This is a genomic window from Streptomyces sp. Ru72 (assembly GCF_002920635.1).
GTDB lineage: Bacteria > Actinomycetota > Actinomycetes > Streptomycetales > Streptomycetaceae > Streptomyces.
This window is the reverse complement of the sequence record NZ_PQSR01000006.1, coordinates 1-21,801: the sequence shown is the minus strand read 5'-3', so window position 1 is coordinate 21,801 and position 21,801 is coordinate 1. Positions and strand designations below refer to the sequence as shown.

Genomic DNA, 21,801 nt, shown 5'->3' with positions numbered 1-21,801 from the left:
GTTCCCTCTCCCCTCGCACGGCCTGATCGCCTCAGGCCCCCCACTGCACGCATCCCCGACGCGCATTGCGCAAATCAATCACACGCCACGGCCCGATGACTCCCCGTCGCTGTCACTGTTCAGTCCCAACTCGGGACCGCGCGAAGGGGCACCGTCGACTGCCGGATGCGCCCCCCTGACGTGCCGACGAGCCGGCCTGTCACCTATCAGGTGATCGCGGGCGGCATCTTCGTTCCACAGCACTTGATGCTTGGCACCGGCCCGAGGTTGCACGGCGGTGGTCGGCGGCGTGGGCGAAAGTCCGTTTCGATGCCCGACACGCCGAATGCTCCCGCTGACGCACGTCCGTTCAGGGGTGGTCGACGGCCCCGCCCGCTGTCCAGTCGCTCCAGCTCATGTTCCACCCGCCGAGCCCGTTGTCGGGAGCGACCTGCCTGTCGTCGCTGTGCACGACCTCGATGACGTCGCCGACGAGGCTGCGGTCGAAGAACCAGCCTGCCGGGGTCTCGGAGCCGCCGCCCTTGACGTCCTTCAGGCCCACGCAGCCGTGGCTGACGTTGCTGTGCCCGGGGGCGTCCGGAGCCCAGTAGTTGCCGTGGACGAAGGTGCCGGACTCGGTCAGGCGCATGGCGTGCGGGACGTCCGGGATGTCGTACTCGCCGCCGAAACCGACCGTGCGGCTGTTCATGCGGGTGACCGGGAGCATCTCCATCACCACCATCTTCCCGTTGTACGTCGTCGTCTTCGGGGCGCCCGCGGTGATCGGCACGGTGGCGAGCAGCCGGCCGTCGCGGCGGACCCGCATGGTGTGCCGGGCCGCGTCCACGAGAGAGACCTGGCTGCGGCCGATGGTGAAGACGACGGTCCGGTACTGCTGTCCGTAGACACCGGGCGCGCCCTCGACGTCGCGCAGCCGCAGGGTGACGGTGACGTGGGTGCCCGGCTTCCAGTAGTCCCTGGGTCGGAAGTCCAGGCGGTCCCTGCCGAACCAGTGCGGGCGGATCTCGACGGCGGGCCTGGCGGTCACACGGATCGCGCGCTCGACGGCGGCCCTGTTCTCGATCTGCCGGTTGAACTGAAGAGACACGATCATTCCCGTGCCGACGGTGGAGTGGTCCTCCGGGATGACGTACCCGATGAACCGCTGCTCGGGGACGAACGTGGTGAACGACGCGTGACGGGCCGAGCGGCGACCGTGGCCGTCGCGGGCCACCGCGTCGACCGTGTACCGGGCGGCGAGGGCGAGGCGGGGGTCGTCCGGCTCCCAGACGGTGCCGTCCGCCGAGAGACGGCCGGGGACCGGGGACTGCCGGGCGTCCTGGGACCTGACGACGGTCACCGACTCCAGGCGGCCGCTCGCCACCCGCACCCGCAGCCGCCGGCCGGCCGGCACGGCCCTGCTGCCGTCGCCGGGGGAGATCCGGATGAGGTCCGCGGGCGCGGGATTCTTTCCGAAGACGCCGTCGAGTCCCTGGCCGGTGCAGCCGGCCAGGAGGGCCGCCCAGGTCAGCGCCGCGGCCAGTGCGGCGCCCGCGCGCCGCGCGCGCGTGTATACCTCCGTCACGACTTGTCTCAACGACCCAGCCGCTCCCGGGAAACGTGAGTGCGAGCCGCGCAATGGGCAGAACAGGGGGGAGGACGACGGGACGAGGGCGGGCGGCCGGGACGCCGTGCACCCGTTTCCCGTCGTTCCGCGAGCCGCGGGAGGCGTGTAGGTGTCCAGCGCAGCCGAGCAGGAGGCAGTGCAGGAGGAGCGGGCGGGCGAGGGACGGTCCGCCCGCTCTGCCGCCGTGCTGAACGGCAGGCGGCGCCCGGTGCCCGCGGTGCCCGTGTGGCCGGGTGCGCCCACCCCGCTCGGGGCGCGCTTCCGGACCGGCCCGGACGGGGTCGCGGGCACCAACTTCGCGCTGTGGGCCGGGGGCGCGGAGGCGGTCGAGCTGTGCCTGTTCGACGGGCCGGGTCCGCAGAGTCGGGAGACCCGGGTCCGGCTGACCGAACTGACGCACGAGATATGGCACGGTTTCGTCCCGGGCGTGATGCCGGGACAGCGGTACGGCTACCGGGTGCACGGCCGCTGGGACCCGTGGACCGGCGCCCGCTGGAACCCGGCGAAGCTGCTCCTCGACCCGTACGCGCGCGCGGTGGACGGCGAGTTCTCCCTGCCGCCCGAGGTGTACGGGCATGTGCGGGACTGGCCCGACCAGCACGTCGCCGACACCGTGCGCGACGAGAGGGACTCCGCTCCGTACGTCCCCAAGGGCGTCGTGGTGCACGATGACGACGACTGGGCGGACGACCACCGCCCGAAGACGCCGTGGGCGGACTCGGTGATCTACGAGCTGCACGTGCGCGGCTTCACCCGGCTGCACCCGGACATCCCCGAGGAGCTGCGCGGCACCTACGCGGGCCTCGCGCACCCGGCGGCGGTCGAGCACCTGGTGGAGCTGGGCGTGACCGCCGTCGAACTGCTGCCCGTGCACCAGTTCGCGCACGAGGACCACCTGCTGGGCCGCGGCCTGAGGAACTACTGGGGCTACAACTCGATCGGCTACTTCGCCCCGCACGCCGCCTACGCCTCCACCGGCACGGCCGGCCAGCAGGTCGGCGAGTTCAAGCGCATGGTGAAGGCGTTGCACGCGGCCGGGATCGAGGTGATCCTCGACGTGGTCTACAACCACACCGCGGAGGCGGGCGAGCTGGGCCCGACGCTGTCGCTGAAGGGCATCGACAACCGCGGCTACTACCGGCTGCAGTCCGACGCGCGCCGCTACGCGGACTACACCGGCTGCGGCAACACCCTGCACGTGGTGCAGCCGCAGGTGCTGCGCCTGATCACCGACTCGCTGCGCTACTGGGTGACGGAGATGGGCGTGGACGGCTTCCGCTTCGACCTCGCGGCGGCGCTCGCGCGGTCCATGCACGACGTCGACATGCTCTCCCCGTTCCTCGCGGTCATCGCCCAGGACCCCGTGCTGCGCCGGGTGAAACTGATCGCGGAACCGTGGGACGTGGGTTCGGGCGGCTACCAGGTCGGGGCGTTCCCCCCGCTGTGGACGGAGTGGAACGACCGCTACCGGGGTGCCGTACGGGACTTCTGGCGGGGCGCGCTGCCGGACGTGCGGGATCTGGGGTACCGCCTGTCGGGGTCCAGCGACCTGTACGCGTGGGGCGGCCGCCGCCCGTACGCGTCGGTCAACTTCGTCACCGCGCACGACGGTTTCACCCTGCGCGACCTGGTGTCGTACGAACGCAAGCACAACGAGGCCAACGGCGAGGGCAACCGCGACGGCTCCGACGACAACCGCTCATGGAACTGCGGGGCGGAGGGCGAGACCGACGACGAGCGGATACGGGCGCTCAGGCGCCGGCAGCTGCGGAACCTCCTGACGACCCTCCTGCTGTCGACGGGCGTGCCGATGCTGGTCGCGGGCGACGAGATGGGCCGCACCCAGCGCGGCAACAACAACGCCTACTGCCAGGACAACGAGATCGGCTGGGTGGACTGGGGGCTGCGCGCCGACCCCGGCTGGCGGGCGCTGTTCGACCTGACGTCCCGTCTGATCGCGCTGCGCCACCGCCATCCGGTGCTGCGCCGCCGGGCGTTCTTCTCCGGGCGACCGCAGGCGGCGGACGGCTTGAGGGACCTGGCGTGGTTCACCCCCCGGGGGGCGGAGATGACCGAACGCGATTGGTACGCTCCCGCCGCGACCCTCGGCATGTATCTGTCCGGCCGGGACATACAGGGCAGGGATGCCCGGGGGGCACCCGTGGTGGACGACAGCTTTCTCGCGGTGCTGCACGCCGGGGAGGGCCCGGTGAGCTTCGTACTGCCGGGGCCGCCGTGGGCCGAGCGCTACGAACTGGTCGTGGACACCTCCCGCGAGGAACAGGCGGAGGCCCCGGGGTCGGAGTACCGGGCGGGGACCACGGTGACGGTGCCGGCCCGTGCGGTGCTGCTGCTGAAGGTCGCGGCCTGACCCGGGCCCTGCCGCTGTCGGCCCAGGATCGCCCGGCCGTGGGCCACCGCCACCGCCGCCGCGCGGTCGTCGACGCCTCGCCGTTCTCGCCCTCCTCGACGGTGAAGCAGATCGGCCGTCCCCGCTCAAAGCACATCAACCGATCGGCTGACAGGGTGATACGACCGTGTGTCCGCCGGATCGTACGGTCCCTCGAACACGCAGGTCGTAGGACCAGCGGTGGATCTCGACCGGGCCGAAACTCGGTGGGCAGTGTCAGTGCCGGTCCGTAGGCTCGCACTGATGCCGACGACACGTGCAACCACCAGCGACCGTTCCGCCGTCCGCACCCTGCTGCGCCTGTGGCCTTATGTGCGCCCGGTGCGGCTGCGGCTGTTCACCGCGGCGTTCGTCGCGATCCTCGCCTCCTGCGTGGGACTCGTGATCCCGCTCGTCCTGAAGTGGATGGTGGACGGCCCCGTCACCGACCGGGACCCGGCGGGGGTCTGGCTCGGCGCGCTGTACCTGCTGCTGCTCGGGATCGCCGAGGCCGGGCTGTTCGGGGTGCGGCGGTGGCTGGTGGCGCGGCCGCTGTCGCACGTCGAGGCGGAGATGCGGGCGGATCTGTACCGGCATCTGCAACGGCTGCCGGTCGCCTTCCACGACCGGTGGGCGTCCGGGCAGTTGCTGTCCCGGGGCACGACGGATCTGATGCTGCTGCGTCAGTTCCTGGCGTTCCCCCTGACGTTCCTGCTGGTGAACGGCGTGACGATCCTGGTGGGTGTGGTCATCATGCTGCTCCAGGACTGGACCCTCGGACTGGTCGTCCTGGGGCCGGGCATCCCGGTCGTGGTGATGTGCTGGGTGTTCGAGCGGCGGTACGCGCTGGTGGCGCGGCGGGCACAGGACCAGGTGGGCGACCTGACGACCGTGGTCGAGGAGAGCGTGCTCGGCATCCGCATCATCAAGGGGTTCGGGCGGCACCGCAGCCAGGCGCGGGCGTTCCGGGAGCTGTCGCGGACGCTGCGCGGAACGGAGCTGGCGAAGGCGCGGCTGCTGGCGGCGATCTGGGCGGTCATCGTGACGCTGCCGGAGGTGGCCCTCGGGGCGGCTCTGGTCGTCGGGGCGGTGCAGGTCGCGAACGACGGGTTGTCGGCGGGAACGCTGGTGGCCTTTCTCTCCACGGCTCTCGCACTGCGGTGGCCGGTGGAGTCCATCGGCTTCCTGCTGGCGATGAGCCAGGAGGCGGCGACGGCCACGGAGCGGTACTTCGAAGTCATGGACGAGGAGCCGGAGGCGCCTCGTACCGCACAGTCGCGGGCCGAACCCCCGGCCGGCACCGGCACTGGCACCGAGCAACCCGACGGCCTCCGGTTCGACAACGTTTCCTTCCGCTACCCCGACGCCCCGGCCGACTCCCGGCCGATCCTCGACGGCATCGACCTCCACATCCGCCCCGGCGAGACCATGGCCCTGGTGGGAGCCACCGGCAGCGGCAAGACCACCCTCACCGCGCTCATCCCCCGCCTGCACGAGGTGACCTCGGGACACATCACCCTCGACGGAGTCGACATCACCGCCATGCCCCGGGAAGAGCTCCGCTCCCAGGTGGCCGTCGCCTTCGAGGAACCCACCCTCTTCTCCGCCACCGTCGCCGCCAACGTCCTCATGGGCGCCCCCGACACCGCCGGCGAGAAGGAGCTGGAGCGCGCCCTCGCCGTCGCCCAGGCCGACTTCGCCCACGCCCTCCCCCAGGGCACCCGGACCCAGGTCGGCGAGCAGGGCCTCAGCCTCTCCGGAGGCCAGCGGCAGCGCCTCGCGCTGGCCCGCGCCGTCGTCGGCACCCCCCGCTTCCTCGTCCTCGACGATCCGCTCTCCGCCCTCGACGTGCACACCGAGGCCGCGGTGGAGGCCGCCCTGCGCCGGGTGCTCGAGGGCACGACCGCCCTCGTCGTCGCGCACCGCCCGTCCACCGTCCTGCTCGCCGACCGCGTCGCCCTGCTCTCCGGCGGCCGCATCGCCGCCGTCGGCACCCACCAGGAACTGCTGCGCACCAACGCCGAGTACGCCCATCTGATGTCCGGAGACCCCGCACACTCCCAGGACGGCGAGGAGGTCCTATGACGGCGCCCACGACGACCGCGCCGAACGACGAGGAACAGGACCCGGAGGGACCCGCCCCGGACCCCGCCGCCTCCGGCGACCCCTTCGACCGCGACGCCCTCCCCACACCTCCGGGAGCCACCGCCGCGCTGCTGCGCTCGCTGCTCGCCCCCCTCAAGGCCCGAACGGTCCTGACCTGCGTCCTGCTGCTGCTCCAGCAGGCGGCGGTGCAGGTGGGCCCGCTGCTGGTGGCGTACGCCATCGACCGCGCCGTACCGGCGTTCCGTCGCGGCGACCACGGCCCGCTGACTGCGGTGGCGGTCGGCTACCTGCTGTCCGCCGCGGCCTCCGGCGTCCTGCAGTACGCGTTCACGATCGCCTCCGCCCGCGTCAACCAGGACGTGCTGCTCGATCTGCGCGGCCGCATCTTCCGCCACGCGCAGGCGCTGAGCGTCGACTTCCACGAGCGCTACACCTCGGGCAGGCTGATCTCGCGGTCCACGACGGATGTCGAGTCGCTGCGCGAACTGCTCAGCGAGGGCCTTCAGGAACTGGTCACGGTCATCCTGTCGTTCGTCTACATCTCGGCCATGCTGCTCTGGCTCGACGTGGGCCTCGGCGCGGTCGCGGTGGCCTCCCTGGTACCGCTGTACGGGCTGGTGCGGCTCTACCGGCGCCGGGCGGGACGGGTCTTCCGCAGGCGGTCGACCGCGATCGCCGCGGTGATCGTGAAGTTCGCGGAGACCATGAACGGCATCCGCCCGGTGCGCGCGTTCCGCCGGGAGGAGGCCAACGACGCCGACTTCCGCGTCCTGAACCGGCGGCACGAGCGGACCAACGGCGACGCGCTCCTGGAGATGGCCCGCTATGTCACCGGCTCCCGCCTAGTGGCCAACACGGCGGTGGCCGGAATCGTGCTGTGGGGCGCGTACCGGGTTGCGGAGGGCTCCCTCGCGCTGGGTGTCCTGGCGGCGGCGGTGCTGTACCTGCGCCGGCTGTACGACCCGATCGACCGGCTCGGCATGTTCCTGAACTCCTACCAGTCGGCCGCGGCCTCGCTGGAGAAGATCGCGGGGCTGCTGGCGCAGACGCCGTCCGTGCCCGAGCCGGTCCACCCCGCCGAGCTGCCGCCGCTGAAGGGCGACCGGCCGGGCCGCGAGGTGGTCTTCGAGGAGGTCCGGTTCGCGTACCGCACGGGCGGCGAGGTGCTGCCGCGCTTCTCGCTCACCCTGCCGGCCGGGCAGACGGTCGCGGTGGTCGGCGCGACCGGAGCGGGCAAGTCGACGCTCGCCAAGCTGCTGGCCCGTTTCTACGACCCCACCGACGGCCGCGTCCTGCTGGACGGCGTGGACCTGCGCGACCTGGCACTGCCCGACCTCAGGCGCGGGGTGGTCATGGTGACCCAGGAGGCGTTCCTGTTCTCCGGGACGGTCGCCGAGAACATCGCGATCGGCCGTCCGGACGCCACCCGCGAGGAGATGGAGCAGGCGGCGAAGGCGATCGGCGCGCACGACTTCATCGCCGCACTTCCGGAGGGCTACGACACCGACGTCCGCAAACGCGGCGGCCGGATCTCGGCCGGGCAGCGGCAACTCGTCGCGTTCGCCCGGGCGTTGCTCGCCGACCCGGCGGTGCTGATCCTCGACGAGGCGACCAGCTCCCTCGACGTCCCCGGCGAACGGGCCGTGCAGCGGGCGATGGAGACGGTGCTGCGGGGTCGTACGGCCGTGGTGATCGCGCACCGGCTGTCGACGGTGGAGATCGCCGACCGGGTGCTCGTGATGGAGGGCGGCCGCATCGTCGAGGACGGCAGCCCGGCGGAACTGATCGCGGGGACGGGCCGGTTCGCGGATCTGCACCGTGCCTGGCGGGACAGCCTGGCGTGAGCGCCTACCGAGGCGAACGGCGAGACGGCGAGACGGGAAGACGGGGAGACGGGGACGGATGATCGACACCTACGAGGATCCCGGCGAGCCCGACTGCCGTGGCGGCTGGCGGTATCTGTGGTGGCTGGTGACCCGGCAGCCGGGGCGGTCCGTCGCGGGGGCGCTGCTCGGCAGCGTCTGGATGGTGCTGCTGGCGGCGACGCCGTATCTGATGGCCCGCGCGGTGGACGACGGTCTTCGGCCGGGCGACATGGGCGCTCTCGCCGGATGGTCCACGGCGTTGTTCGCGGTCGGGGCGTTCAACGCCTGGCTGAGCATCATGCGGCACCGTGTGATGACCCGGGTGCGGATGGACGCCAACTTCCGCACCGTGAAGGTGGTCGTGGGGCACGCGGTCCGGCTGGGGGCCGCGCTGCCGCGGCGGGCCGGGGCCGGCGAGGTGGTCACGATCGGCGTGGGCGACGTGCAGACGATCGCCGGCGCCCTGACGGTCGTGGGCCCCGGTGTCGGCGCCGTCGTCGCGTACCTGGTGGTCGCCGGGCTGCTGCTGTCGGTCTCCGTGCGGCTCGCCGCTGTGGTGCTGCTCGGCGTCCCGGTGATCGCCCTGATCGTCGGACCGCTCATGGGACGGTTGCAGGGCACGGAGGCGGAGTACCGGGAGCGGCAGGGCGTGCTGACCGCCCGGATCGGCGACCTCGCGGGCGGGCTGCGGGTCCTCAACGGCCTCGGTGGCAAGGGGCTGTTCGCGGACGCCTTCCGCCGGGACTCCCAGCGGCTGCGGGAGCAGGGGTACCGGGTCGGGTCGGTGACCAGTTGGATGCAGGCGCTCGGGGTCGGGCTGCCGACGCTGTTCCTCGCCGTCGTGACCTGGCTCGCGGCGCGTCAGGCCGCCCGGGGGGACATCAGCGTGGGTGAGCTGGTGGCGGTGTACGGGTATGTCGCCGTGATCGTGCGTCCGGTGGCGTTCTTCCTGGAGTGCGGCTACCAGCTCAGCCGTGGCGTGGTGGCCGCCCGGCGCGTCGTAGGGCTGCTGCGGCTGGAACCGGAGCCGGACGACGGCACGTGCGACGCTCCCCCGGAGCCGTCCGTGCTGCACGATCCGGAGTCCGGGGTGCGGGTGCCGCCGGGTCGGCTGACCGCCCTGGCCGGGGCGCGGCCCGCGGACACCGCGGCGGTCGTCGACCGCCTGGGCCGGTACGTTCCGTCGGAGGCGACCTGGGGCGGGGTGCGCCTGGACGGCATCCCGCTGTCACAGGTGCGGGAGCGGATCCTGGTCGCCGACAACGAGGCCGACCTGTTCGCCGGGACGCTGCGCGGGCTGGTCGCGGGCGCCCGGGAGGCGGAGGACGTCGACGACACGGCGATCGGGCGGGCGGTGCACGCCGCTGTGGCCGACGACATCGTGCAGGGCCTGCCGGACGGGCTCGGCTCGGCGATCGACGCGCAGGGACGCAACCTGTCCGGCGGCCAGCGGCAGCGCGTCCGGCTCGTGCGGGCGCTGCTCGCCGACCCGGAGGTGCTGCTGGCCGTCGAGCCCACGTCGGCGCTGGACGCGCACACCGAGGCGACGGTCGCGGAGCGGCTGCGGGAGGCGCGTGAGGGCCGTACGACCGTGGTGACCACCACCTCCCCGCTGGTCCTGGACCGCGCGGACACCGTCCACTACCTGGTCGACGGCAAGGTGGCGGCCACCGGGAGCCACCGGCGGCTGCTCGAGGCGGAGCCGGGCTACCGGGCGCTGGTGGCGCGGGACACCGACACCGCCGATGCCGAGGAGGTCGTGGCGTGAGCCGGGGACAGCTGCCCGTGGCCGAACCGGTCGACGTGCGGCGGGCCGCCGTGCGGCTGGTGCGGGCCGACGGGCGGGCCTTCGCCGCCGTACTGGCCCTGAACGCGGCGGCTTCCGGAGCCGGGCTGGCCGGTCCGTGGCTGCTCGGGCGGATCGTCGACGAGGTCAGGTCCGGGGGCGGCGTCGGTGCGGTGGACCGCCTGGCGCTCGGCATCCTGCTGTGCTCCCTGGCGCAGCTGCTGCTGTCGCGCTGGGCCCGGTACGTGGGGCACCGCTTCGGGGAGCGGACCCTGGCCCGCGTGCGCGAGGAGTTCGTCGACCGGGTCCTCGCGCTGCCCGCGTCCGTGGTGGAGCGGGCCGGCACCGGGGACCTGACCGCGCGCGGCACGGCCGACGTGGCGACCGTGGGCACCACGTTGCGCGACGCCGGCCCCGAGCTGCTCATCAACACCGTGCAGGCGTTGTTCCTGCTGGGCGCGGTCTTCGCGCTCGACCCGCTGCTCGGCGCGATCGGCGTGTTCGCGCTGATGCCCATCTGGTGCGTGCTGCGCTGGTATCTGCGCCGGGCCAGGGACGGCTACCTCGCCGAGGGCGAGGCGAACTCCCAGGTCGCGGAGATCCTGGCGGCGACGGCCTCCGGGGCGCGCACGGTGGAGGCGTTCCGGTTGCAGGAGCGGCGGGTCGCGACGAGCCGGGACGCGCTGGACGTCTCCCGGCGCCGGCGCCTGTACACGCTGTCCCTGCGGTCCGTGTTCTTCCCGGTGGTGGAGGTCTCCTATGTCCTGCCGGTGGCCGGGGTGCTGCTGGCCGGCGGGGTGCTGCACGCGCACGGGGTGATGAGCCTGGGGTCGGTGGTGGCCGCCGCGGTGTATCTGCAGCAGTTCAGCTCACCGCTGGACGAGATCCTGATGCGCATCGAGCAGTTGCAGAGCAGCGGCGCGTCCTTCGCCCGGGTGGAGGGGCTCGCCCGGGCCCCGCAGGCCGGCCCGGAGGGCACGCCGGCCGTCCCGGCCGACGACCGGATCGACGTGACGGGGGTGCGCTACGCCTACGACCGCGGAGGCGAGGTGCTGCGTGGGGTGGACCTGACCGTGCGGCCGGGTGAACGGCTGGCGGTGGTCGGCCCCTCCGGCGCCGGCAAGACCACCCTGAGCCGGCTGCTGGCCGGCATCGACGCGCCGACCGAGGGCTCGGTGACGGTGGGCGGTGTGCCGGTCGCGGACCTGGGGCCGGAGCGGCTGCGCCGCCAGGTCGTCCTCGTCACCCAGGAACACCATGTCTTCCTCGGCACGGTCCGCGACAACCTGCGGGTCGCCGAACCGTCCGCGAGGGACGAGCAGCTGTGGGCGGCGCTCGCCGCGGTGGGCGCCGACGACTGGGTGCGGGAGCTGCCGGACGGCCTGGACACCGAGCTCGGGCCGGACGGTTGCCGCACCGACGGCTCACAGGCCCAGCAACTGGCGCTGGCCCGGGTGGTGCTGGCCGACCCGCACACACTGATCCTCGACGAGGCCACGGCCCTGCTGGACCCGGCGACGGCCCGCCACACAGAGCGCGCCCTGGCCGCGGTACTCAAGGGCCGCACGGTCATCGCGATCGCCCACCGCCTCCACACGGCCCACGACGCGGACCGGGTGGCGGTGATGGAGAACGGCCTGCTGACGGAACTGGGCACGCACGACGACCTGGTGACGGCACAGGGGGCGTACGCGGCGTTGTGGCGGACGTGGCACGGGGGTGAACGCGGGCGAGGGTGAGTGCCGGCGCCCCGCCCAGCGTGAACCGGAACAGGTCCGTGCTCTCCGCCAGCGCCGTCCGCAGGGTGTCCACCGTTGCGATCAGGCGGGGAGATCCCGGGCTCGCGTCAGTCATCCGGCCGGCCCACCGTGCGTCCGTCCCGCACGCGAGCCTCCCCCTTCGCTGCGCCTTCGCCATTCGCACCATTGTCCGACATTCAGGCGGTAGCCGGGAGTCGGGGTGTTCGACGCCGAGAAGGTCGGCGAGACACTCGCGGTGGACCGATGACATCGCCCGCACGCCGACCGTGGACAAGACCGTCACGGCCGTGCGGATCCCGGGCAGCTCGTTGAACAGTCCGCATACCGAACATGACCACCCGGCCAACGAACGATTTCCAGCCAACCTATTGATGCGCTCCTGACAATTCCATCGCCCTCTGCCACGCTTCCCACGGCCCCTCCACAGCAACCCCACAGCTTCGACCGCTGTGCCGGGCCGAGACACCCTCACGCACTGCGCACCCGCACCTGGTTCCGCGTTCCGCCCTGTTCTGCCCGGACGGCCCACCCTCCGTCCGGTCTCCCCTGGCCGCGCGATCCGCGGCCACGCAGAAGGAGTCAGTGTTGAGAAGCAGTTCCTCTCGCAGACGCACCTCCCACACCCCCTCCCGCCGTGCCGCCGCCGTCGCCCTCGTCGGCGTCTCGGCCCTGCTCGCCGCCGCCGTCCAGTCGGGCGCCGCGAGCGCCGCCCCGGCCGGCCCCGCCGCCGGGAAGTTCGACCCCGCCCACGCGGCCCTGAAGCTCACCCCCTCGCAGCGCGCCGAGCTGATCCGCGACGCCGACGCGGCGAAGGCGGACACCGCCAGGGAGATCGGCCTCGGCGCCCAGGAGAAGCTGGTCGTCAAGGACGTCGTCAAGGACGGTGACGGCACGCTCCACACCCGCTACGAGCGCACCTACGCCGGCCTTCCCGTCCTCGGCGGCGACCTGGTCGTCGACACGAGCAAGTCGGGGAGGACGCAGAAGGTCGTCAAGGCCACGCAGGCCACCCTCAAGGTCGCCTCGCTGACCCCCGCGATCGCCCCCGCGAAGGCGGAGAAGCAGGCGTTGTCCGCGGCCCGGGCGGCGGGCTCGAGCAGGACCGGCGCGGACCAGGCGCCCCGCAAGGTGATCTGGGCCGGCTCGGGCAAGCCCGTCCTCGCCTACGAGACGATCGTCGGCGGCCTCCAGGACGACGGCACCCCGAACCAGCTCCACGTCATCACCGACGCGGCCACCGGCAAGGAGCTCTACCGCTACCAGGGCGTCGAGACCGGCATCGGCAACACCCAGTACAGCGGCCAGGTCACCCTGACCACCACGCAGTCCGGGTCGACGTACACGCTGAACGACGGCTCGCGCGGCGGGCACAAGACGTACAACCTCAACCGCGGCACCTCCGGCACCGGCACGCTGTTCTCACAGTCGAACGACACCTGGGGCAACGGCACCACGTCCAACGCCGCGACCGCAGGCGCCGACGCGCACTACGGCGCAGCGGTCACGTGGGACTTCTACAAGAACACCTTCGGCCGCAGCGGCATCAAGAACGACGGCAAGGCGGCCTACTCCCGCGTCCACTACGGCAACGCCTACGTCAACGCCTTCTGGGACGACAGCTGCTTCTGCATGACCTACGGCGACGGCTCCGGCAACGCCGACCCGCTGACCTCGCTGGACGTGGCGGGCCACGAGATGAGCCACGGCGTCACCTCCAACACGGCCGGCCTGAACTACAGCGGCGAGTCCGGCGGCCTGAACGAGGCGACCAGCGACATCTTCGGCACCGGCGTGGAGTTCTACGCCAACAACGCCTCCGACCCCGGTGACTACCTCATCGGCGAGAAGATCGACATCAACGGCGACGGCACCCCGCTGCGCTACATGGACAAGCCCAGCAAGGACGGCGGCTCCGCCGACAGCTGGTACTCGGGGGTCGGCAACCTCGACGTGCACTACTCGTCGGGCGTGGCGAACCACTTCTTCTACCTGCTGTCGGAGGGCAGCGGCGCCAAGGTGATCAACGGCGTGAGCTACAACTCGCCGACGGCGGACGGTCTTCCGGTCACCGGCATCGGCCGGGACAAGGCGCTGCAGATCTGGTACCGGGCGCTGACCACGAAGTTCACCTCGACCACCAACTACGCCGGCGCCCGCACCGGCACGCTCGCCGCGGCGGGTGAGCTGTACGGCACCTCCAGCGCCGAGTACAAGGCGGTGCAGGACGCCTGGGCGGCCGTCGCGGTCGGGTCGCGCTCTGGCGGGGGCAGCGGGGGCACGTCGTACGAGAACACGACCCCGGTCTCCATACCGGACAACGGACCCGCCATCACATCGTCGATCACCGTCTCCGGCAGGACCGGAAACGCGCCAAGCAACCTCCAGGTGACCGTCGACATCACGCACACCTGGCGCGGCGACCTCGTGATCGATCTGGTCGGCCCCTCGGGCACCTCCTACCGCCTGAAGAGCTTCAGTTCCTCCGACTCGGCGGACAACGTCAAGGCGACCTACACGGTCAACGCCTCCTCCGAAACCGCCAACGGCACATGGAAGTTGAAGGTCCAGGACCAGGCTGCCCAGGACGTCGGCACCCTCAACAGCTGGAAGCTGACCTTCCCGTAGACCGCGCCCCGAGCAGCGCGGACAGGGCACCGTCCCCGAGGTGGGCCACCTCGGGGACGCACCCGTTCACCTGCCCGCAACGTTCACCTGCGAGTCGTCTTTCGGCCAACATCACTTCGAAGCCCTGACATGTACGCGACCGCATGTCACGCTTCCACCGCTGCCGCACATGCACCGCAACTTCACAACCGATCCGGCCGGTAACCCCACGCCGACCGGAATCCCCCACAGAAGGAGCTTGTGTGACTCCCCGCTACGCGCGTCACCAGCGCACCACGCTGGCCATCGCCACCGCCGTCGCCGCCGGAGCCCTGCTCACCACGGGCCTGACCGCGAACGCCTCGGCCCAGACCCAGGCCGCCTCCGCCGGCAAGGCGCCCCTCGCCGCCGCCCCGACCTACCTGACCACCGCGGCCCGTACCTCGCTCATCGCGAAGGCCGAGGAGAACGTCGCCGAGACGGCCCGGCAGATAGGCCTCGGGACGAAGGAGAAGCTGGTCGTCAAGGACGTCGTCAAGGACGTCGACGGCACGGTCCACACCCGCTACGAGCGTACCTACGCGGGCCTTCCGGTCCTCGGCGGCGACCTCGTCGTCCACTCCAAGTCCGGCAGGACCGAGGGCGTGACCAGAGCGAACGGCGCGGCCATCAAGGTGGCCTCGCTCAAGCCGCAGATCGCCGCCGCCCAGGCGGAGAAGGCGGCGGTGTCCGCCGCCCGGACGCTCGGCTCCGCCAAGAGCACCGCGGACGGCGCCCGCAAGGTGATCTGGGCCGGCTCGGGCAAGCCCGTCCTCGCCTACGAGACGATCGTCGGCGGCCTCCAGGACGACGGCACCCCGAACCAGCTCCACGTCATCACCGACGCCGCGACCGGCAAGAAGCTCTTCCAGTACCAGGGCATCGAGAACGCGACCGGCACGGGCAAGAGCCTGTACTCCGGCACCGTCAGCCTGACCACCAGCCTGTCGGGGTCGACGTACCAGCTGTACGACACCACGCGGGGCGGGCACAAGACCTACAACCTGGCCCACAGGACGTCCGGCACCGGCACCCTGTTCACCGACGCGGACAACGTCTGGGGCACGGGTGCGGCCTCCAGTTCCTCCACCGACCAGACGGCCGCCGTGGACGCCGCCTACGGCGCCCAGGTCACCTGGGACTTCTACAAGAACACCTTCGGCCGCAGCGGCATCAAGAACGACGGCAAGGCGGCCTACTCCCGCGTCCACTACGGCAACGCCTACGTCAACGCCTTCTGGGACGACAGCTGCTTCTGCATGACCTACGGCGACGGCTCCGGGAGCACCCACCCGCTGACCTCGCTGGACGTGGCGGGCCACGAGATGAGCCACGGCGTCACCTCCAACACGGCCGGCCTGAACTACAGCGGCGAGTCCGGCGGCCTGAACGAGGCGACCAGCGACATCTTCGGCACCGGCGTGGAGTTCTACGCCAACAACGCCTCCGACCCCGGTGACTACCTCATCGGCGAGAAGATCGACATCAACGGCGACGGCACCCCGCTGCGCTACATGGACAAGCCCAGCAAGGACGGCGGCTCCGCCGACTACTGGTCCTCCAGCGTCGGCAGCAAGGACGTGCACTACTCGTCCGGTGTCGCCAACCACTTCTTCTACCTCCTGTCGGAGGGCAGCGGCGCCAAGACGATCAACGGCGTCAGCTACAACTCGCCGACCTACAACGGCTCCACGGTCACCGGCATCGGTCGCGCCAAGGCGCTCCAGATCTGGTACAAGGCGCTGACGACGTACATGACGTCGACGACGAACTACAAGGGCGCCCGCACGGCGACCCTGAACGCGGCGTCCGCCCTGTACGGCTCCGGCAGCACCGAGTACAACGCGGTGGCGGCGGCCTGGTCCGCGGTCAACGTGAACTAGCACGCCGACACGGCGGCCCCCGGCGGGAAGGTCACGCCGGGGGCCGCCCTAGGCTGGGACACATGTCCTTCACCTACGAGGATGTCGGCGCCACCCGCGAGCCCGGCCACTGCCCCGAGGGCTTCCGCCCGCTGCACGTACGCGCCCGCATCGGCGAGGGCGAACAGGTTTTCCGCCGTGCCACCGAGGCGCTCCTGACCTGGGAGCTGCACCGGGCGATGGGCGTCGGCGTCTCGACCACCGGGGACAGGGCGGCCCCCGGGGTGGACGTCACCATCACCCTGGCCGGCATGATCAAGGCCCCGTGCCGCGTGGTCTGGACGCTCGAGGAGCCCCGCCGCACCGGCTGGGCGTACGGCACGCTGCCGGGGCATCCGGAGTGCGGTGAGGAGTCCTTCGTGGTGGACCGCACGGGCGACGGCACGGTCTGGCTGACGATCGCGGCCTTCAGCCGGCCCGCCAGGTGGTACACAAGGGCGGGCGGGCCGGCCGCGCGGGGGTTCCAGCACGCGTACGCACGGCGGTGCGGGGCGGTGCTGCGGAGGCTGTGCACGGAGCCGGACGGCTGAACCGGGGTGCCGTGTCCCGGGGAGCCGCCGGCGACCTCGACGCACGAGCCGCCCCGCCCTCACCGGCCCCATTCGCCCCCTCGCGACGGGCCCGCTCGATCAGCTGCTCGGCCGGACCTCGCGCTGCGGTGGACCCCTACCGCATCAGCACCCCCGCCGCCCCCACCCTCTCCTCCGACGGCACCGTCACCAGCCCGAGTTCCGCGCTGGAGGCCAGCAGCCGATGCGACGGCAGGATGCGGACCGTGTACCCGAACGGGCCCGTGCGGTCCAGGGACAGGGGCCCCTCGTACAGCCAGCGGCCCTCCGTGTCCGGGCCGCCCGCCGGTTTCAGCGGTACCGGCGTCGCGTCCTCCAGGCGGTCCTCCATGTCCACGCGGCCCGCCACCGCCTGCACCTCCACGTCGTCCGGCCCCAGTTCGCCGAGGCCGACCCGGACGCGGAGCGCCAGCGTGGTGCCCAGTTCCGCCGTCTGAGTCATGGCCGACGTCTCGACGTGGTCGACCGTGACCGACGGCCAGGCGGAGCGCACCCGCGCCTTCCAGCCCGCCAGCTCCCGCGCCGCCTGAGGTGTCATCGACCGGTGCGCGTGGGCCGCCGGGGTGTACAGGCGCTCCACGTACTCCCGGACCATCCGGCCCGCCAGCACCTTGGGGCCCAGGTGCATGAGGGTCTGGCGGACCATCTCGATCCAGCGGTCCGGCAGCCCGCCCTGGCCCCGCTCGTAGAAGCGCGGCGCCACCCGCTGCTCCAGCAGTTCGTACAGCGCCGCGGCCTCGAGGTCGTCGCGCCTGTCCTCGTCCGTCCCCGTACCGTCGGCGGTGGGGATCGCCCAGCCGAAGTCCGGCTGGAACCACTCGTCCCACCAGCCGTCGAGCACCGACAGGTTGAGGCAGCCGTTGAGCGCCGCCTTCATCCCGCTCGTCCCGCACGCCTCCAGCGGGCGCAGCGGGTTGTTCAGCCACACGTCGCAGCCGGGGTAGAGCTTCTGCGCCATCGCCATGCCGTAGTCGGGGAGGAACACGATGCGGTGGCGTACGCGTGGATCGTCCGCGAACCGGACCAGCTCCTGGATCAGGCGCTTTCCGCCGTCGTCGGCGGGGTGTGCCTTTCCGGCCACCACGATCTGGATCGGGTGTTCGGGGTGCAGCAGCAGTTCCATCAGGCGGTCGGGGTCGCGCAGCATCAGCGTCAGACGCTTGTACGACGGAACGCGGCGCGCGAAGCCGATCGTCAGGACGTCCGGGTCGAGGACGCCGTCGATCCAGCCCAGCTCCGCCGTTCCGGCACCACGCTGCCGCCAGGACGCGTACAGCCGCTGCCGGACCTCGAGGACCAGCTGCTCGCGCAGCACCCTGCGCAGGTCCCAGATGTCCTGGTCCGGGATCTCCGCGATCGCGTCCCAGCGCTCGCGTCCGCCCTCCGTCATGGCGTCCTCGGTTCGCTCGGCACCGATCTGCCGCGCGCCCAGCCGGAACACCTCCGGTGCCACCCAGGTCGGCGCGTGCACCCCGTTCGTCACGGAGGTGATCGGCACCTCGTCGGCGTCGAAGCCGGGCCACAGGCCCGAGAACATCTCCCGGCTGACGTTGCCGTGGAGGAGGGACACCCCGTTGGCGCGCTGGCCGAGGCGCAGGCCCATCACGGCCATGTTGAAGAGGTTGGGTTCGCCGCCCGGGTAGGTCTCCATGCCGAGCTGCAGAATCCGTTCCACGTCGATGCCCGGCAGCTCGGCGTCCGGGCCGAAGTGGCGCGCCACCAGCTCCCGGTCGAAGCGGTCGATGCCGGCCGGCACGGGGGTGTGGGTGGTGAAGACCGTGCCGGCGCGCACGGCTTCCAGGGCGGAGTCGAAGTCGAGCCCGCCCTCGCACAGTTCCGCGATCCGCTCCAGGCCGAGGAAGCCGGCGTGCCCCTCGTTGGTGTGGAACACCTCTGGCTCGGGGTGCCCGGTCAGCCGGCAGTACGTGCGCACGGCGCGCACCCCGCCGATGCCGAGCAGCATCTCCTGGAGCAGCCGGTGCTCGCTGCCGCCGCCGTACAGCCGGTCGGTGACGCCCCGCTCGCCGAGGTCGTTCTCCTCCACGTCCGAGTCGAGCATCAGCAGCGGCACCCGGCCCACCTGCGCGAGCCAGACACGGGCTTTCAGGCGGCGGCCTCCGGGCAGACCGAGACAGACCTGGGCGGGGGTGCCGTCGAGCTCGCTCAGCGGTGTGAGCGGCAGCTCGTTCGGGTCGAGCACCGGATAGTGCTCCTGCTGCCAGCCGTCGCGGGAGAGCGTCTGCCGGAAGTAGCCGTGCCGGTACAGCAGGCCCACGCCGATCAGCGGGACGCCGAGGTCGCTGGCCGCCTTCAGATGGTCCCCGGCGAGGATGCCGAGCCCGCCCGAGTACTGGGGCAGCGCGGCCGTGATGCCGAACTCGGGCGAGAAGTAGGCGATGGCGGCGGGCAGGCCGGAGGACCGGTCCTCGGACTGGTACCAGCGCTCGCCGGTGACGTAGTCGTGCAGATCGTCGGCGGCCGCGGCGAGACGGCGCAGGAAGCGGCGGTCCTCGGTCAGCTCGGCGAGCCGGGCGGGAGGCACGCTCCCCAGCAGCCGCACCGGGTCGCCGCCCGAGGCGGCCCACCGCTCGGGGTCGACGGACTGGAAGAGGTCTCGGGTCTCCGCATGCCACGACCAGCGCAGATTGCGCGCCAGGTCGCTCAGCGACTGGAGGGCTTCGGGGAGGACGGGACGTACGGTGAACCTGCGGATGGCCTTCACGAATTCCACCTTCACGGAGGACGTACGTAGCGTCTTCGACGGTACGCTGCCTGGTCCCCTCGCCGCCGGGTTTGTAGGCACCCCGGGACGCGGCGACCCGCTTCGGGCCTCAGCGCGCACCAGATCCCCGAAGACCCCCGAACGACCTGAACGGCCTCCTCCTCGAAGGGCGGACAGGCTGGTCGTGCCCGAACCCGGCCGTGATGCGAGCGCCGTCACCCTCGGTCCGAGCCGACCGAAAAAGAACGCAACTTTTACACATCCGCCATCATCCGATATGGCCGATTCCCCACGCATAGGCGACCTTGTGGCGCTTCGCGCCCGCACGAGAGGCTTCAGGCGGCGCACCGGTCGCGAACTGCGGCCGGGCCGCATCGAGTTGGGAGGGGACTCGAGTCATGGCACGGATGAGAGAGGCGCGTCTGCGCTGGGCCGGCGGTCTGACCACCATCGCCACGGTCGCGGCGCTCGCGGCCGTCGCACAGCCCGCGCAGGCCGCCCCGGAAGGAACCGTACTCGGCGCCGGTGCTCCCGGCGCCGTCAGCGGCAGCTACATCGTGACACTCAAGGGGGGAACTCAGGCCCTGTCGGCGGCCGGCAAGGGCATCGCCGAGAAGTACGGGGCGAGAATCAGCCACACCTACGGCAGCGCGCTCAACGGCTACGCGGTGACCGTCAACGAGCGGCAGGCCCGGCGTCTCGCGGCCGACTCCCGCGTGGCCTCGGTCGTCCAGGACACCCGGGTGGCGCTCGACCACTACCAGAAGAACCCGCCGTCCTGGGCACTGGACCGGATCGACCAGCCGAACCTGCCGCTCGACAAGGGCTACACCTGGCCCGAACCTGCGGGAGCGGGCGTGACGGCGTACGTCATCGACACCGGCATCCGCATCTCGCACAAGGACTTCGGCGGCCGGGCGAGCTACGGCTGGGACTTCGTCGACAACGACGCGACCGCCCAGGACGGCAACGGACACGGCACGCACGTGGCCGGCACCATCGCGGGCGCCACGTACGGCGTGGCCAAGCAGGCCGAGGTCGTCGCCGTGCGCGTCCTCGACGACAACGGCTCCGGTACCACCGCGCAGGTCATCGCGGGCATCGACTGGGTGACCAAGCACGCGAGGAAGCCCGCGGTGGCCAACCTGAGCCTGGGCGGCTACGCGAACGCCCAGCTGGACGCGGCCGTGCGCAACTCCATCGCCTCCGGCGTCACCTACGCGGTCGCCGCCGGCAACGACGGGCTCCCGGCCGGCCTGTACTCCCCGGCCCGGGTCGATCAGGCCATCACGGTCGGCGCCAGCGACCGGAAGGACGCCCGGGCGAGCTTCTCCAACTGGGGTTCCAGCCTGGACCTGTTCGCCCCAGGCGTGGCGATCACCTCGGACTCGAACGCGAGCGACACCGGCACCGCCACGCTCTCCGGCACGTCGATGGCGGCACCGCACGTCGCGGGCGCCGCCGCCCTCTATCTGGCCCGCCATCCCAAGGCCACCCCGGCGCAGGTGAGCCGGGCCCTCGTACGTCGGGCGGTCTCCGGAAAGATCAAGGGCGCGGGGATCGGGTCGCCCAACAAGCTGCTCCAGGTCGACAATCCTTGACCGCCGGTTAACCGGACACGCGTACTCTGACCGGCCTCGCCCCTTGTCACGGGCGGGGCCGGTCCTCTTGGCTGTACTGAATGCGGCCGGTCTTGAACGTAGACATACGCGTGAGTAGTTAACAAAGTGCCGGAATGCCCACCCGTCCTGCGGGAAGGCTCATCCGGTAACCGCCGGCCCACCTTCCGACACCCCATCCGCCCGGACATGTTGACGCGGACAGGAGCGGTCATGCCCCCGACGCACCACTCGCCGGCACCCCCGGCACCTGGCACCATCCCCGCACGACACACCGACGCGGGTCCCCCCGCCCAGCGGACTCCCGCCTCGGACGCGGGGCCGGACCCGGCGCCGGACACCGGTCCGACCCTCGGACGCATCCCCGTCCTCGACGTACGCCCCGTCGTCCTCGGCGGCCGGCGCCCGGCCAAGGCGGTGGTCGGCGAGGAGTTCGAGATCTCTGCGACGGTCTTCCGCGAGGGCCACGACGCCGTCGCCGCGAACGTCGTCCTCGCCGACGCCGAAGGCCGCCGAGGACCCTGGACACCGATGCGTGAACTGGCCCCCGGCACCGACCGCTGGGGCGCCACCGTCTCCCTGCCGAGCGAAGGCCGCTGGACCTACGCCGTGGAGGCGTGGAGCGATCCGGTCAGCACATGGCGCCACCACGCGGGGATCAAGATCCCGGCGGGAATGGACACCGAGCTCGTCCTGGAGGAGGGCGCACGGCTGTACGAGCGCGCGGCCACCGGCGTCCCCGAAGGGGAGGACGGGCAGGACGTGCTGCTGGCCGCGGCCTCGGCCCTGCGCGACACCGGCCGCCCGGCCGCCT

The 21,801-nt window shown here is 72.0% G+C and carries 12 protein-coding genes; 10 read left to right on the top strand and 2 right to left on the bottom strand.

Translation table 11 applies throughout. From position 1 onward, the window contains the following. Positions 1 to 349: 349 nt before the first annotated feature. On the bottom strand, positions 350 to 1,564 hold the full coding sequence (locus tag C3488_RS04490; protein WP_103837983.1) for an Ig-like domain-containing protein: 1,215 nt from the start codon (positions 1,562 to 1,564) through the stop codon (positions 350 to 352). Positions 1,565 to 1,715: 151 nt separating this feature from the next. Here C3488_RS04490 and glgX point away from each other — a divergent pair, with 151 nt between their 5' ends. The 8 genes from glgX (at position 1,716) to C3488_RS04450 (ending at position 16,607) form a co-directional block, all read left to right on the top strand. Further along, positions 1,716 to 3,977 carry a glycogen debranching protein GlgX gene (gene glgX, locus C3488_RS04485; protein ID WP_103837982.1) on the top strand — a complete coding sequence of 754 codons (2,262 nt, stop codon included), beginning with the start codon at positions 1,716 to 1,718 and terminating at the stop codon, positions 3,975 to 3,977. 282 nt (positions 3,978 to 4,259) lie between these two features. After that, positions 4,260 to 6,080, top strand: a complete 1,821-nt coding sequence (locus C3488_RS04480) for an ABC transporter ATP-binding protein (RefSeq protein WP_103838080.1) — start codon at positions 4,260 to 4,262, stop codon at positions 6,078 to 6,080. Beyond that, the gene (locus C3488_RS04475) at positions 6,077 to 7,945 is read left to right on the top strand and encodes an ABC transporter ATP-binding protein (protein WP_103837981.1); all 1,869 of its coding nucleotides are present in this window, start codon (positions 6,077 to 6,079) and stop codon (positions 7,943 to 7,945) included. Before C3488_RS04480 ends, C3488_RS04475 begins: the two co-directional genes overlap by 4 nt. 58 nt (positions 7,946 to 8,003) lie before the next feature. Further along, on the top strand, positions 8,004 to 9,734 hold the full coding sequence (locus C3488_RS04470; RefSeq protein ID WP_103837980.1) for an ABC transporter ATP-binding protein: 1,731 nt from the start codon (positions 8,004 to 8,006) through the stop codon (positions 9,732 to 9,734). Beyond that, complete coding sequence (locus C3488_RS04465; protein WP_103837979.1) at positions 9,731 to 11,491, top strand: ABC transporter ATP-binding protein; 1,761 nt, start codon at positions 9,731 to 9,733, stop codon at positions 11,489 to 11,491. The genes C3488_RS04470 and C3488_RS04465 overlap by 4 nt, the downstream gene beginning before the upstream one ends. A gap of 606 nt (positions 11,492 to 12,097) precedes the next feature. Then, complete coding sequence (locus tag C3488_RS04460; protein WP_103837978.1) at positions 12,098 to 14,137, top strand: M4 family metallopeptidase; 2,040 nt, start codon at positions 12,098 to 12,100, stop codon at positions 14,135 to 14,137. Between the two features lie 242 nt (positions 14,138 to 14,379). Then, positions 14,380 to 16,038 (top strand): M4 family metallopeptidase, encoded by a 1,659-nt coding sequence (locus C3488_RS04455; protein ID WP_103837977.1) that lies wholly within the window; start codon positions 14,380 to 14,382, stop codon positions 16,036 to 16,038. 62 nt (positions 16,039 to 16,100) lie between these two features. Then, positions 16,101 to 16,607 carry a DUF1990 family protein gene (locus tag C3488_RS04450; RefSeq protein ID WP_103837976.1) on the top strand — a complete coding sequence of 169 codons (507 nt, stop codon included), beginning with the start codon at positions 16,101 to 16,103 and terminating at the stop codon, positions 16,605 to 16,607. Positions 16,608 to 16,743: 136 nt separating this feature from the next. Here C3488_RS04450 and C3488_RS04445 read toward each other — a convergent pair whose 3' ends face one another. Continuing rightward, positions 16,744 to 19,368, bottom strand: a complete 2,625-nt coding sequence (locus C3488_RS04445) for a glycosyltransferase family 1 protein (RefSeq protein ID WP_103837975.1) — start codon at positions 19,366 to 19,368, stop codon at positions 16,744 to 16,746. Positions 19,369 to 19,766: 398 nt separating this feature from the next. On the opposite strand from C3488_RS04445, the gene C3488_RS04440 reads away from it, so the two are divergent. Together C3488_RS04440 and C3488_RS04435 are read left to right on the top strand one after the other, a co-directional pair. Continuing rightward, the gene (locus tag C3488_RS04440) at positions 19,767 to 20,969 is read left to right on the top strand and encodes a S8 family peptidase (protein ID WP_103837974.1); all 1,203 of its coding nucleotides are present in this window, start codon (positions 19,767 to 19,769) and stop codon (positions 20,967 to 20,969) included. A gap of 231 nt (positions 20,970 to 21,200) precedes the next feature. Then, the coding region (locus C3488_RS04435) for a maltotransferase domain-containing protein (protein ID WP_146067832.1) at positions 21,201 to 21,801 on the top strand (601 nt) is incomplete at its 3' end.

Bases quoted from the DNA above. Each gene is read 5' to 3' on its own strand.
- C3488_RS04480 (WP_103838080.1), top strand. From the start codon at position 4,260: ATGCCGACGACACGTGCAACCACCAGCGACCGTTCCGCCGTCCGCACC.
- C3488_RS04475 (WP_103837981.1), top strand. From the start codon at position 6,077: ATGACGGCGCCCACGACGACCGCGCCGAACGACGAGGAACAGGACCCG.
- C3488_RS04470 (WP_103837980.1), top strand. From the start codon at position 8,004: ATGATCGACACCTACGAGGATCCCGGCGAGCCCGACTGCCGTGGCGGC.
- C3488_RS04450 (WP_103837976.1), top strand. From the start codon at position 16,101: ATGTCCTTCACCTACGAGGATGTCGGCGCCACCCGCGAGCCCGGCCAC.
- C3488_RS04440 (WP_103837974.1), top strand. From the start codon at position 19,767: ATGGCACGGATGAGAGAGGCGCGTCTGCGCTGGGCCGGCGGTCTGACC.